General features: G+C 64.2%; 12 protein-coding genes. 4 read left to right on the forward strand and 8 right to left on the reverse strand.

Annotated elements, in window-relative coordinates; translation table 11 throughout:
- The first annotated feature begins 93 nt into the window (after window positions 1–93).
- A complete protein-coding gene (locus D1012_RS16310; protein ID WP_118154731.1) occupies window positions 94–657 on the forward strand; it encodes a lipid-binding SYLF domain-containing protein in 564 nt (187 codons plus the stop codon).
- Between the two features lie 71 nt (window positions 658–728).
- On the opposite strand, the gene D1012_RS16315 is transcribed toward D1012_RS16310, so the two are convergent.
- Window positions 729–1,592 (reverse strand): NAD(P)-dependent oxidoreductase, encoded by an 864-nt coding sequence (locus D1012_RS16315; RefSeq protein WP_118154734.1) that lies wholly within the window; start codon window positions 1,590–1,592, stop codon window positions 729–731.
- Between the two features lie 82 nt (window positions 1,593–1,674).
- On the opposite strand from D1012_RS16315, the gene D1012_RS16320 reads away from it, so the two are divergent.
- Window positions 1,675–4,137, forward strand: coding sequence for a penicillin acylase family protein (locus D1012_RS16320; RefSeq protein WP_118154737.1), 2,463 nt, complete (start codon window positions 1,675–1,677; stop codon window positions 4,135–4,137).
- On the opposite strand, the gene D1012_RS16325 is transcribed toward D1012_RS16320, so the two are convergent.
- A complete protein-coding gene (locus D1012_RS16325; RefSeq protein ID WP_118154740.1) occupies window positions 4,134–5,129 on the reverse strand; it encodes a TDT family transporter in 996 nt (331 codons plus the stop codon). The genes D1012_RS16320 and D1012_RS16325 overlap by 4 nt on opposite strands.
- Window positions 5,130–5,199: 70 nt before the next feature.
- Window positions 5,200–6,051, reverse strand: coding sequence for a GNAT family N-acetyltransferase (locus tag D1012_RS16330; protein WP_147335721.1), 852 nt, complete (start codon window positions 6,049–6,051; stop codon window positions 5,200–5,202).
- 45 nt (window positions 6,052–6,096) lie between these two features.
- Between D1012_RS16330 and D1012_RS23180 the strand changes: the two genes are divergently transcribed.
- Complete coding sequence (locus tag D1012_RS23180; RefSeq protein WP_267897832.1) at window positions 6,097–6,219, forward strand: hypothetical protein; 123 nt, start codon at window positions 6,097–6,099, stop codon at window positions 6,217–6,219.
- Between the two features lie 47 nt (window positions 6,220–6,266).
- Here the strand turns inward: D1012_RS23180 and D1012_RS16340 are convergent, their stop codons facing one another.
- The 5 genes from D1012_RS16340 to D1012_RS16360 all read right to left on the reverse strand — a co-directional run bounded on the left by D1012_RS16340 (window position 6,267) and on the right by D1012_RS16360 (window position 12,872).
- Window positions 6,267–7,352, reverse strand: a complete 1,086-nt coding sequence (locus D1012_RS16340; RefSeq protein WP_118154747.1) for an ABC transporter ATP-binding protein — start codon at window positions 7,350–7,352, stop codon at window positions 6,267–6,269.
- Between the two features lie 16 nt (window positions 7,353–7,368).
- Window positions 7,369–9,003 carry an alpha-amylase family glycosyl hydrolase gene (locus tag D1012_RS16345; RefSeq protein WP_118154750.1) on the reverse strand — a complete coding sequence of 545 codons (1,635 nt, stop codon included), beginning with the start codon at window positions 9,001–9,003 and terminating at the stop codon, window positions 7,369–7,371.
- Window positions 9,004–9,010: 7 nt separating this feature from the next.
- Window positions 9,011–10,153 (reverse strand): carbohydrate ABC transporter permease, encoded by a 1,143-nt coding sequence (locus D1012_RS16350; RefSeq protein ID WP_118154754.1) that lies wholly within the window; start codon window positions 10,151–10,153, stop codon window positions 9,011–9,013.
- Between the two features lies 1 nt (window position 10,154).
- Window positions 10,155–11,393, reverse strand: a complete 1,239-nt coding sequence (locus D1012_RS16355) for a carbohydrate ABC transporter permease (RefSeq protein ID WP_118154757.1) — start codon at window positions 11,391–11,393, stop codon at window positions 10,155–10,157.
- A 126-nt stretch (window positions 11,394–11,519) separates the two neighbouring features.
- Window positions 11,520–12,872, reverse strand: coding sequence for an ABC transporter substrate-binding protein (locus tag D1012_RS16360; RefSeq protein WP_118154760.1), 1,353 nt, complete (start codon window positions 12,870–12,872; stop codon window positions 11,520–11,522).
- Between the two features lie 297 nt (window positions 12,873–13,169).
- Between D1012_RS16360 and D1012_RS16365 the strand changes: the two genes are divergently transcribed.
- Window positions 13,170–14,198, forward strand: a complete 1,029-nt coding sequence (locus D1012_RS16365; RefSeq protein ID WP_118155161.1) for a substrate-binding domain-containing protein — start codon at window positions 13,170–13,172, stop codon at window positions 14,196–14,198.
- The last annotated feature ends 19 nt before the right edge of the window (window positions 14,199–14,217 follow it).

Below are 14,217 nucleotides of genomic sequence, written 5' to 3' on the forward strand. Positions count from 1 at the left end.
AACGGCACACAAAGCCGCTATATCTGGTAGCAACGGGCCAGCAGAGCCCTGTTCCGCCTAGGGGCGGCCAATTGAGGCGAGAGGCGACAGCAGATGACCGTATTCAGCGGATTTTCCAGACGAGCATTTCTTGGCGCAACCGGGGCCACCACGTTTCTGGCGGCCTGTGGCAATGGTGTGGGCAGCCCCGGCTCGGCCCAGATCGACGCGCGGGTGAACTCGACTGAAGACTATCTTTTCAACAACTTCCCCGGCACCCGCGATCTGGCCAACCGCGCCTCGGGCGTGCTGATCATGCCGCTCATTACCGAGGCCGGGCTGATCTATGGCGGCGGGTATGGCCGTGGGGCCTTGCGCGTCGGTGGGGTGACGGTGGATTATTACTCCGCCACCCGCGCCACCTTTGGGCTGCAGATCGGGGCACAGCAATATGCCCATGCGCTGTTCTTCATGACCGAGGGCGCGTTGGGCCAGTTCCGCCGCAGCCCCGGCTGGGCAGTCGGGGCCGATGTGCGCTATGCGACCCCGGCGCAGGGCGCCTCTCTGGGCAAGGAAACCACCGAGATGGAGCCGGTGATCGCGCTGGTCTTTGGTCAGCAGGGATTCATCGCCGGGGCGACACTGGCTGGGGTGAAGTATAACCGCATCATCCCCTGAGGTCGGTCCCCGCCGCAGACGTCGAACGCCTCCGGCGGGAGTATTTTAGAAAGGTGCAAATCCTGCGCGGATCAGCGCAACCGCCGGATCAGGCTGCTGGTGTCATTGCGCCCGCCGCCCATGCGCTGGATGTCCTTGTAGAACTGGTCCACCAATGCTGTCACAGGCAGCGAGGCCCCGATATCATTGGCGGTGGCCAGACAGATTCCCAGATCCTTGCGCATCCAGTCCACCGCAAAGCCATGGTCAAAGCGGTCTTCCAGCATGGTCTTGTGCCGGTTGGCCATCTGCCATGACCCGGCCGCGCCCTGACTGATCACCTCGATCACCGCCTCGCCGTCAAGCCCCGCCTTTTCGCCAAACGCGAGGGCCTCGGCCAGACCCTGTACCAGACCGGCAATGCAGATCTGGTTCATCATCTTGGCAATCTGCCCGGCACCGGAATCGCCCAGACGACGGCAGATCCGGGCATATCCCGCGATCACCGGCTCGGCGCGGGCATATTGCGCCTCCACCCCGCCGCACATCACCGACAGCGCGCCGTTTTCCGCCCCCGCCTGCCCGCCCGACACCGGCGCGTCGACAAAGCCCAGGCCCATGTTTTCGGCCAGCAGCGCCATTTCGCGCGTCACCTGCGCCGACACGGTCGTGTGATCGACAAACACCGCCCCGGCCTGCATCCCGGCAAAGGCCCCGTCCGGCCCGGTGCAGATGCCGCGCAGGTCATTGTCATTGCCAACACAGGCCATCACGAAATCCTGACCCGCCGCCGCCTCGCGCGGGGTCGCCGCCGCGCGTCCGCCGTGTTTTGCCACCCAGGCCTCTGCCTTGGCCGGGCTGCGGTTATAGACCGTCACCTCATGCCCTTTGGCCGCCAGATGGCCCGCCATGGGAAATCCCATCACGCCCAATCCCAAGAATGCCACCTTTGCCATACCAAGCCTCCCTTCGCATTGCCCTTTTGCCTGCAATGTCTTAGGTAACAGGCCCACCCCTGCCGTCAAGAACAGGCCCCTTATGCTCAGTGTTTTCCGTTGGCTCTTGCGACTGTTGACCGGGCTTGTGGCCCTGGGCTTGCTGTGCCTGATCGGGGTCTATTACTTCCTCGAACGTTCGATCCCCGATTATACCGAATCCTTCAGCATTGCGGGGGTTTCGGCCCCGGTCGAGATCTTGCGCAACAATGACAACGTGCCGCATATCTTTGGCGCGACCGACCCGGATGTGTATTTCGCGCTGGGCTTTGCCCATGCGCAAGACCGGCTGTGGCAGATGACCATGCTGCGCCGCACGGCGCAGGGCCGGCTGTCCGAGGTGTTTGGCCGCCGCACGCTCAAGGTGGACGAACTGCTGCGGCGCTACGATCTTTACACCCTGTCGCTGCAATCGGTGGAGGCGCAGGATGACCCCACCCGCGCCGCGCTGGAAGCCTATGCCGCAGGCGTCAACGCGTGGATCGGCGAGATCAATTCCGGTGCCCGCGGGCGCGGCGCGCCGGAGTTCTTCTTTTTCTCCAATGAGATCGCCGCCTGGGCCCCGGCCGATTCCATCGCCATCCTGAAATTGATGGCGCTGCAGCTCTCTGGCCATCTGGAGGCCGAGGTGCTGCGCGCCCGCATGTCGATGCTGCTGTCGGAAGAGCGGCTGCGCGACATTCTGCCCGATGATCCGGGGCAGGCTGTCACCGCCCTGCCCGATTACGCGCAGCTGATGCCGGGGATCACACCCTCCTTCGCACCCCTGCGGATGGCCACCAACGATCCGCTGTCGCCATTCCCCCGGCTCGATCTGGCGGGCGCATCGAATGCCTGGGCTGCCGTACCCGAACGGTCGGCCGCCGGGGGCACGCTTCTGGCCAATGACCCGCATCTGGGCTTCACCGCGCCGACGATCTGGTATCTGGCCCGGCTGGAACTGCAATCGGGTGGCGTGATCGGGGCAACGATCCCCGGCGTGCCCAGCATCCTGATCGGGCGCTCGGCAGCGGTGGGCTGGGGGCTGACCTCCTCTTACGCCGATGATCAGGATCTGATCATGGAAAAGCTGAACCCCGCCAATACCGAAGAATACGAGACCGCCGAGGGCATGAAGCCCTTTACCACCCGCCGCTCGATCATTCAGGTCAAGGATGAGGCTCCGGTCACCATCACCCTGCGCTGGTCCGAGGCCGGGCCGGTGCTGCCCGGCTCGCATTACGATCTGGCCTCGGTGACCCCGCCCGGCCATGTCGCAGCCCTGTCCTGGACCGCGCTGTCGGGCGCGGACACCACGATGACCGCAGCCCTGCGGGTGATGCAGGCCCGCTCGGTCGACGACGCAATCGAGGCGGGCCGGCTGTTTGTCGCCCCGGCACAAAATCTGATGCTGGCGGACAACTCCGGTATCGCGCTGCAGGTGATCGGCCAGCTGCCAAAGCGCGATCCCGCCCATCCGACCCAGGGCCGCATGCCCGCGCTTGGCACCCATGCCGCTGCGCGATGGCAGGGCACCCTGCCCTACGAGTCGAACCCGCGCGTGGTCAACCCGACCAGCGGCATTCTTGGCAACACCAACAACAAAACCGTTGACCGCCCCTTCCCCGATCATCTGTCCTTCCTTTGGGGCGACACCCAGCGCATCCAGCGCTGGCTGGCGCTGATGCAAACGCGTGAGGTGCACACCCGCGAAAGCTTCATCGAGGCGCAGCTCGATACCGTCTCGCCCACCGCGCGCGCGATCCTGCCGCTGATCGGCGCCGATCTGTGGTTCACCGGCGAGGCGGCTGCCGACAACACGCCCGAACGCCTGCGCCAGCGGGCGCTGACGCTGTTGGCCGAATGGAACGGCGAGATGAACGAACATCTGCCCGAGCCGCTGATCTATATGGCCTGGCTGCGGGCGCTCAATGACCGGCTGATCCGCGACGAGCTGGGCCCCTTGGCCGACAGCATCACCCATCCTGACCCGGTGTTCATCGACCGGGTGTTCCGCAATACGGGTGGCGCGGGGGTCTGGTGTGATGTGATCCAGTCGGCGGCGGTGGAAACCTGCGCCGACCTTGCCCGCATCGCGCTGGATGAGGCGCTGATCACGCTCACCGCCACCTACGGCCCCAATCCCGAAAGCTGGCGCTGGGGTCAGGCGCATGAGGCGACGCATGATCACCCTGTGATGGGTGAAGTGCCGTTCCTGAAATGGTTCGTCAACATCCGCCAATCGACCAGCGGCGGCGACCACACCCTGATGCGTGGCCGCACCAAAGGCACCGGGCCGAACCCCTATCTCAACGTGCATGGCGCGGGCTATCGCGGGGTCTATGATTTCGCCGACCCGGATTCCTCGGTCTTCGTGATCTCGACCGGCCAGTCCGGCCATCCACTGTCACGCCATTACGACGATCTGGGCGAACGCTGGCGGCGCGGCGACTATGTGCCGATGAGCCTTGACCCCGAACTCGCCCGCGCGGCGGCGGTCGGCAGCACGATGCTGACGCCGCCCTAAGCCGTTGCCGCGTTGGTCTTCGTGGCCAGCGTGCCCGCAGGCCACATCTTCAGCACCCGCCAGGCGATCACCGGCACCCCGCCCAGCGCAAACACCGTGACCAGCACCCCGGCCACGCCCCAGCCGTTGATCAACAGCGCCGAGGCAAAGGCCGCCAGCGGAAAGGTGAACGCGCCCCAAAGCGGCGTAAACCCGCCTTGGGTGATCCAGCGCCCGGTGACCAACAGGGCCAGCGTAATCGCGCAGGCCAGCACCAGCATGCCCTGCGCCAGCACGGTCATGCCCAACAGACCCGCGACCGAGGCGAACAGGCTGGCCGGGGCCAGATGGATCGCCAGCAACGGGCGCAGCGGCGCGGGCGGAATGCGCTGCACCAACTGCCACAGACTGATCGCCCAGATGCCGACCGCCACCGGGATCGTCGCCCACAGGATCACACTCGCCAGCGTGACCCAGCCCAGCGGCACCGCCGCCAATGCGCCGACGATGAAACCGACAAAGCTCAGATGCCAGACCGGCGTCACCACCCGCCCCTCAGCCGGGGCCGTCATCAGCGCGCGGATCATCAGCACCGCCAGCACGGTCTGCAACACAAGGCCGATGGTCAGCACAACGCGCGCCACCCCCGGCAGGAAAAACCCCAGCACCGCCGCAACCGCGAGCGCCCCCACCGTGGCCGCCGCCAGCCCCGCCCGACCGGGCAGCACCCGCAGCTCTTCCATCACCACGACGGGGCGGCGGGCGATCTTGATGCCGTAAGCCACCGCGCAGAACAGCCACAGCCCCACCGCCAGCCCCATCGCCAGATCGGCCAGCCCTTGCGGCAGCTGCGCCTCGGCCAGCGCCCGTTTCAGCGCCAGCGACAGGCCCAGAATCCCCAGTGCCACCGCAAACACCGCAGGCGGCATCCGGGCAAACATCGGCAGCTTGCGCGGCGGAAACTCTGGCGGCGGAAATATCTTCGGGCGGGCGCGGGCGGGGGCTTTGGTCATGGCAAGGATCCTCTTTGCGCAAAGACAGACCGCATCCGCCCGCCCGATGCAAGCGCGCCGGTGCCGCAGCCTAGCCCGGCAGCACCAGCGCGGTCGGCCCCAGCTGGTGCAGGGCCGCACCCGTGCCCAGCTTGAACCGCGCAAGACCCGGCGCGTCTTCGGTGTTGATGTCGCCCAGATCCAGCACGCGCACCCCTTCGGCCCGCAGCGCAAGGGCGGCCTGCCACAGCAGCACCCGGTGCGCGCCAGCCGCCCGCGCCGCCGCATCGGCATGGCCCAGATGATAGGTCGCCCAATCGCCATGCCGCACAAAGCACATCATCGCCCGCGCACGCCCGCCCTGCCGCCATTGCCACAACCGCAGCGCCTGTTCCGGCAGGGCCTGGGTAAACGCGCCGGGCAAGGCCCGGTAACCGCGCGCCGACCGCTGCGCCGCCTCTGCCGCGATCAGGGCGGGCAAAGCGCGCAAGTGCGCCTGAACCGCCCCCACCCCGCGCCGCTCTGCCGCCGCCAGAGCATTGCGCCACTTGCCTGCCATCGCCCGACGCAAATCGGCAGGGTCAGCCGCCAAATCCCACAGCGCCACATGGCGCGGCGTCATCAGCGGGATGATCCCCAGCCCCGATACCGCACGCTCTGGCATCACGACCAAGGCCGCCCCCAGCCGCGCCAGCCTGCGCAACGCCAGACGTTGCGCCTTTGGCTCCAGCGCCACGCCCCAGACCGGGCCGCGCAGTGCCACCGCCAGCCCGGCGCGGCGCATCACCTGCACCCGGGCCAGCACCTGCCCGCCGTCGCGCAACTCTGCCCCCGCGATCCGCCCGCCACAGGCCCACACCGCCACCGCATAGGCCGCGCTTTGCTGCAGCGCGCCTGCGGGATGTGGGGCAGGGTCTTCCGTGCAATCCCAATGCCATTTCATGGCACCGTTAACGCATATGAAACTGAATCATCGTTTAACACCGGGATGACACAGCCAAAGATCACCCCCCGCCTCGCCCCCGCCCCACGTCTCACGCTCTGGGTGCCCAGCCTGCTGGCCTCGGCCCTCGGGCTGGTCTTTCTGTCGGTGCTGGCCCTGATGCCATGACAAAGGCCCCCGCCTGCGCGGGGGCCTTTTTACACGGGTCCAGTCGCTCAGCGATACAGCAGGCTGATCCCGTTCGCGAACAGATGCACCTTGGCCGGGTCTGCCCCCAGCGCCACCGTCGTCCGGCGGACCTCGGTGTGAATGCCCGGCAGCTTTGCCACCACCTGCGCATCGCCCCCGGCACGCTTGAAATACAACAGCGTCACCTCACCCAATGCCTCGGTGATCTCGACCTCACCCTTGAAGATCGGGGTGCCGCTGGTGGCCAGCAGATCCTCGGGGCGTACGCCGATATTCACCTTCAGCCCCATGTCGGCGGCCAGCGTCGGCACTGATGACACCGCCTCGCCGCCATTTTCCAGCCGCACCCGGGTCTGTGCCCCGGTCTCGATGACTTCACCCGCCATCAGGTTCATCGCCGGGCTGCCGATGAACTGCGCCACAAATTCGTTCTGCGGCCGCTCGTACAGCTCCAGCGGTGTGCCGACCTGCGAAATCCCGCCACCGGCCAGCACCACGATCCGCGTCGCCAGCGTCATCGCCTCTACCTGATCATGGGTCACATAGATCATGGTGGAATTTGGCATAGACTCTTTGAGCTGGGCAATCTCCAGCCGCGTTGCCACCCGCAAGGCGGCGTCGAGGTTCGACAGAGGTTCGTCAAACAGGTAAACCTTGGGGTCGCGCACAATGCTACGCCCGATTGCCACCCGCTGACGCTGCCCGCCCGACAGCGCCTTTGGCAGACGGTCAAGGTAAGGCTCCAGCTGCAAAATCTTCGCCGCCTTGGCCACCGCCGCATCAATCTCGGCCTGAGATTTCTTGGCGATCTTCAGCGCAAAGCTCATGTTGTCGCGCACCGTCATATGCGGGTACAGCGCGTAGGACTGGAACACCATCGCAATGCCCCGCTGCGCCGGCGGCACCTCGTTCATCCGCTCGCCGTCGATGGTGAATTCACCGCCCGAGATCTTTTCGAGGCCCGCGATCATCCGCAGCAGCGTCGATTTCCCGCAGCCCGAGGGGCCGACGAAAACGATCAGCTCGCCGGTCTTGATGTCGAGGTTGATGTTCGACAATACCGTGACCTCGCCATAGGCTTTTGCCACATTTGTCAGTTTCAGTTCGGACATGCCGGGTTCCCCTCCCTTATTCCTTGCGCATCAGACAGAAACCCCAGGGCCCGAGTGTGACCTCATTCCCGATGGCCGCCGTCGCGCCAAGCTCCCCGCCAATGGCAGCCCATGTCCCCGTGGGCAGCCCGATACGTGCCTGCTCTGTGCCCAGATTGAAGGCGCAGAAAATCTCTTCCTCCCCCATGCGGCGGAACGAGGCCAGTTCGCCCGTCGCCACCAGAGCGGTCAGATCGCCATAGCGCAACGCCTCTTGTGCGCGGCGAAACGCCAGTGCGCGGCGATAGTGGTTCAGCATCGACGCGGGGTCAGCATCCTGCGCGCCGACCGCCCGGTTCAGATGCGGCGCCTTGACCGGCAGCCACGGGTTGCTCTCGGAAAACCCGCCATTGGCATTGTCCGTCACCCAGGCCATCGGTGTCCGGGCGCCGTCGCGACCCTTGAACTCGGGCCAGAACTCGATGCCATAGGGGTCTTGCAGCTCTTCAAAGTCGATATCCGCCTCTGGCAGGCCCAGCTCTTCGCCCTGATACAGGCACAAAGACCCGCGCAGGCACATCAACAGCACCGTGTAAGTCCTTGCTGCCGCGTCCGAAAGCTCCCACCGGGTGATATGGCGCACGGTGTCGTGGTTGGAATAGGCCCAGCACGGCCAGGCATCGGGGGCGACCGCATTCATCCGCGCAAAGGTGTCTGCCAGCAAATCCGCCGTCAGCCGCTTGGGTTGCAGCATCTCGAACGGATAGCACATCTGCACCTTGTCACCGCCCGAGGTATACTCGGCCATGATCTCAAGCCCGCGCTGCGCATCGCCGACCTCCCCCACCGCCGCCGCGCCGAACGGGTCCAGCACCGCGCGGAATTTCTTCAGGAATTCAAGATTTTCCGGCTGGTTCTTGTCAAACAGATGCAGCTGATGGTTATAGGGGTTCACCCCCGGCGCAATCGAGTCGTTGCGCAGCTCTTTCGGAAGCGAAGGATTGTCGCGCAAGTATTTGTCGGCAAAGTAGAAATTGATGGTATCCAACCGGAAGCCATGCACCCCGCGTTCCAACCAGAACCGCACCACATCCAACAGCGCCTCCTGCACCGGTTCATGGTGCAGGTTCAGGTCGGGCTGGCTGGTCAGAAAGTTATGCAGATAATACTGCTCGCGCCGCGCATCCCAGTGCCAGCTTGAGCCGCCAAAGATCGCCAGCCAGTTGTTCGGCGGCGTGCCGTCCGGTTTTGGCTCGGCCCAGACATACCAGTCGGCGCGCGGGTTGGTGCGATCCTTCCGCGATTCCTTGAACCACGGATGCTGGTCGCTGGTATGCGACAGCACCAGATCAATCATCACCTTCAACCCCAGCGCATTCGCCCGCGCCATCAGCGCGTCGAAATCCGACAGCGTGCCGAACATCGGATCGACATCGCAGTAATCCGACACGTCGTAGCCGAAGTCCTTCATCGGACTGGTGAAAAACGGGCTGATCCAGATCGCATCGGCCCCAAGGCTGGCGATATGATCCAGCCGCTGGGTGATGCCCTTCAGATCGCCGATCCCGTCGCCGTTGCTGTCCTGATAGCTGCGCGGATAGATCTGATAAATCACCGCCCCGCGCCACCAGTTGGCGTCGACACCGATCACGATTTGCTCTTGTTTGGCCATAAGTCTCTCACTTCACCGAGCCGGCCAGCAGGCCGCGCACCAGATATTTCTGCATTGCAAAGAACACGAGCAGCGGCACCGCGATGCTGATGAACGCCGCCGTCGCCAAAATCTCCCAGTTGCCGCCGCGTGTGCCCAGCAGTTCCACGATCTGCTTGGTCATCACCGTGGTCTGCCCCGACGAGTCGATCAGGAACACCAGCGACACCAGCAGATCGTTCCAGGTCCACAGGAACTGAAAGATCGCAAACGAGGCCAGCGCGGGAAACGACAGCGGCAGGATGATTTTGGTAAAGATCTGGAAATCCGACGCGCCATCGACCTTGGCGCATTCGATGATATCGCGCGGCAGACCCACCATGTAATTTCGTAACAGATAGATCGCCAGCGGCAGGCCGAAGCCGGTATGCGCCAGCCATGTGCCCAGATAGCCCTTGCCGATGCCCACCTCGTTGTGCAGTTTCAACAGCGGGATCAGCGCCAGTTGCAGCGGCACCACCAACAGCCCGACCACCGCCGCAATCAGCAGAGCGCGACCCGGAAAATCCATCCAGGCCAAGGCGTAAGCCGCGAAAGCTGCGATCACGATCGGGATGATCGTGGCCGGAATCGTCACCGTCAGCGTGTTGAAAAACGCCCGCGACATGCCATCGGTGTTGCTCGGCTCGAACAGGATCGCGCGGTAGTTGTCAAAGGTGAACTCTGGCGGGGTCGCCGCCGTGCTGAAAATCCGGGGCAGCCGCGTGCCTTCGGTGCTGACCGGGCTCGACAGCACATAGGCCCCGTCCTCGGCCACGCTCAGCGTCACGCCATCGGCCAGCTCCGCCACAGCGCCGGGCTCATTCGCCTCTGGCTGGGTTGATGTGGTGCCCCAAGCCGAAACCTTGGCATCGGTGGCACGGAACAGCCGCCCTTCGATCACAAAACGGCCGTCGACCTCCACCTCATCGCCGCCGACGCGAATGGCCGGGGCCTGCCGCTCTTGCGTTGACAGCGCCGACCACCAGCCGGAGGTGGCGATCTGATCCGCCGTGCGGAACGACGACACGAACAGCCCCAGCGTCGGGAACAGCCACAGCGCCACCAGCACTGCCATCGAGATATGTACGGCCCAGGTCAGGCTGGATTTTGTGCCAACAACGTTGTTCATCTTAGCGCATCTCCTTGCGGGCGTTGTAGACGTTCCAGATCAGGATCGGCGTCACCAGCAGCATGATCACCATGGCCGCAGCCGACCCCACACCCCAGTCATTGGCGCGGAACAACTTGTCATACATGTAATTGGCCAGCACCTGCGTCTCCCACTGGCCATTGCTCATCGCAAACACGATGTCGAACACCTTGAGCACGACGATGGTGATGGTGGTCCAGACCACGACAATGGTGCCCATGATCTGCGGCACCTTGATCTTGAAGAAGATCTGGAACGGGTTCGCGCCATCGACAATCGCCGCCTCGATCGTATCCTCGGGCACCCCGCGCAGCGCCGCCGACAGGATCACCATGGCAAAGCCGGTCTGGATCCAGACCAGCACGATCATCAGGAAAAAGCTGTTCCAGAACGGAATCGTCAGCCAGGTCTGCGGCACGCCATAGGGCAGATCCGCGCCGATCAGCCCGATGGCCGACCGCAGCGACATGTAAATCAGCCAGACCGCTGCTGCCCCGACCAGCAGCCGCAGCGGGATCGTGCCCGCCCCGACCGGCCCCGAGGGCCTCAGCATCGGCCGCACAAACACCCAGGCCACCATGCCGACCGCCGCCGCGAAACCCAGCAGCCCCAGCACCGGCAGGATCTTCAGGAACAGCACCGACACCGGCCCGCCCTCAAACGCCAGCCAGACCGCATTCATGATGCCGATCTGCTCCTGATCGGCGGGGCGTGTGTCATAGACCAGTTTCCAGATCACAGCAGCGCCAACAAACGAAATCGCCATTGGCATGAAAATCAACGACTTGGCCAGATTACCCCAACGGATCCGGTCCGACAGTTGCGCCGCCAGCAGGCCAAAGGCCGTCGACATCGCCGGCACCACGATCAGCCACAGCATGTTGTTGCGCAAGGCTTCCCAGAATTTCGGCTCGCCCGACATCTTGATGTAATTGTCAAACCCCACCCATTGATAGCCGCCACCCGGCACCCGCTGCGTCAGCGACAGCCGAAGGGTTTCAACGACCGGATAGGCCAGATACACCGACAGCGCGATCATCGCCGGGGCAAGGAACAGCCAGGGCCGGATCATGTTGGCGCGGTTGATGTTGCGCCCGGCGTTCGGACCCGACGGCGGATACAGCACCTTGTCCAGAAACAGGTTGGAAAAATAGAAATAGGCGACGCAACCGCCGACCCCGATGATGATGGTGATCAATCCCTGAAGTGCCGGTGACATGGCGCCTCAACCTCCCCCTTAGTGGTTCCCCGGTCTGTGGCCAGCGACCCCGGCTCTTTTTACTCTGCCCGCATCTGCGGAAAAGAAAACCCCGGCGGCATCTGCTGCCGCCGGGGATATTCGGGCTTACTTCAGGCCATCCCAGGCCGACTGGATGGCATCTGCCACCTCTTGCGCCGGTTTGCCGCCTGCGTAATCGACCATTCCGGTCCAGAACGCCCCGGCACCAATGCCACCCGGCATCAGGTCCGACCCGTCAAAGCGGAAGGTGTCGGCGCTCAGCAGGATTTCGCCCATTTTCTTCAGGGTTTCATCGCCATAGAGGTCGATGTTCACGCCCTTGAACGGCGTCAGGAAGCCCGATTGCGCCATCCACACCTCATGCGCGGCGGGCACTTTCAGCCAGTCGATAAAGGCGCGCGCGGCCGGGCTGTCCTTGGTGATGCCAAACAGCGTGCCTGCGCCCAGCACCGGCTTGCCCAGATCCTTTTCAGCATAGGCCGGGAAATAGAAGAAATCGGCATCAACGCCCATCTGCGTGCCGTCAGGGAAAAAGGACGGAATGAACGAGGCCTGACGGTGCATCATGCACTGCGGCGGCGACGAGAACAGACCCTTGGGGCTGTCGCGGAAATCGGTGGTCGCAACAGCTCCCCGGCCCCCGGCAACACGACCCTCTTCGATGAACCAGCCAAATTCCTCGATCGCAGCCACGACTTTCGGATCGTTGAATTTCAGCTCATTGCTGACCCAGGCATCATAATCCGCCGGGGTGTTGACCCGCAGCATCATGTCTTCCACCCAGTCGGTCGCTGGCCAGCCGGTCGCACCGCCCGAGCCCAGACCGACACACCACGGCGTCACGCCATCGGCAACCATCTGTTCGGTCAGCGTTTTCAGGTCTTCCATGGTCTCGGGCACTTCGTACCCGGCATCCTCGAAGTTCTCGGGCGAGAACCAGACCAGCGATTTCAGGTCAACCTTGTAGAAAAAGCCATACAGCGCGCTGTTGCCATCCGGGCCGGGGAACGAGGCCAGATCCACCCAGGACTGACCAGCGGCATAGTTCTCCTGCAGCCAGGCCGCATCGGCGTCGGTGAGCGCGGCAACCTGGCCCAGACGGGCCAGATCCGCTGTCAGACCGGGCTGCGGAAACACCGAGATATTGGCGGCAGAGCCAGCCTCGGCGTCGATCCGCACCTGTGTCTCAAAGCTGTCAGAGCCGACGTATTTCACATCCACGCCGGTTGCGGCCTCGAAATAGGCCAGCATCGACTCGACCAGTTCCTGATCCGGGCCAAGCCACGGACCGGCGATGGTCAGTTCCTGCCCGGCCAGATCGCCATGCGCGGATTTGAACTCCTCATACGAGGCCCAGTTGAAAGCGCCCTCGCCGACCGGAAATTTCAGGTCTTGCGCCACAGCGCCGCCCGCCATCAGAGCCAGCGCAGCAACGCTGGCTGTCAGTTTCAATGTCATGTGCAGTCCTCCCGGATGACCCCGCCATCTGTGCGAGGCGTTGTGCCAACAGCTGCCATCCGGCGCAAAATGAGAATCGCCTTCAAACCGCTTTGGATGGCGCACTTTTGCCGATGCCCCGGCACCTGTCAATCCAAAGCGCCTGCAACACTGGCAAAGCGCCGTTTTTGCAGGCGCAGCATTGATCTATAACGATTACGCCCTGCGCGCTTTACCTTTGACCTCTTGGTGCGGGATGGCTAAGGTCGGCCCCGATTGAAACCGTTTTGGGCGCTGCCGCGCGATGAATCTCACCCCATGAACCTCAAGGAACTCGCCTCACGTCTGGGCCTGTCGCCCACAACCGTCAGCCGCGCGCTGAACGGCTACCCCGAGGTGAACGAGGCCACCCGCGAACGGGTCATGGCCGCTGCCAAACGCCACAATTACCACCCCAACACCCGCGCCATCCGCCTTGCCACTGGCCGGGCGATGGCGGTGGGCCATGTGATCCCGGTCGCCACCCGGCACGAGATCGTCAACCCGGTGTTTGCCGACTTCATCGCTGGCGCGGGCGAAACTTATAGCCGCAACGATTATGACATGCTGCTGTCGGTGGTTCCAGATGATCAGGAAGAAGCCGCCTATCGCAGCCTGAAATCCAAAGGCAATGTCGATGGCGTCATCGTCCACGCGCCCAAAATGAACGACCCGCGCATCGCGCTGTTGCACGACATCGGCCTACCCTTTGTGGTGCATGGCCGCGCCACCGGCACCACGCTGCCCTACAGCTGGCTGGATGTGAACAACCGCCGCGCCTTTCAGCGCGCGGCCGAGTTTCTGCTCGATCTGGGCCACACCCGCATCGCATTGGTCAACGGGCTGGAGTTCATGGATTTCGCGATCCGCCGCCGCACCGGCTATGAGGGTGCGCTGTCAGCCCGCGGCATCGCACCCGACCCGGCCCTGATGTCTTCGGACGAGATGACCGAAATCGCCGGCCACCGCGCCGCGCGCCGCATGCTGGCTCTGCCGCTTCGCCCCACCGCCTTTATGGTCGCGTCGATGATCTCTGGCATGGGGGTGCGCCGCGCGCTGGAAGAGGCGGGCTTGCAGATGGGCCGCGATATCTCGGTGATCATCCATGACGACGACCTGAGCTATATGAAGAACGGCGAGGATGTGCCGATCTTTACCGCCACCCGGTCGTCGGTCCGCGATGCCGGACGGCTGGCGGCGGAAATGCTGCTCGATCTCATCGCCAACCCCGGCCCGGTCCCACAGCAACGCCTGCTGGAGGCAGAGCTGATCATCGGCCAGTCGACCGGCCCCTGCCTGCGACTCTGATTCCGGCTCTGATACCTAA

This window comes from Pseudotabrizicola alkalilacus, from assembly GCF_003443995.1.
Lineage (GTDB): Bacteria > Pseudomonadota > Alphaproteobacteria > Rhodobacterales > Rhodobacteraceae > Pseudotabrizicola > Pseudotabrizicola alkalilacus.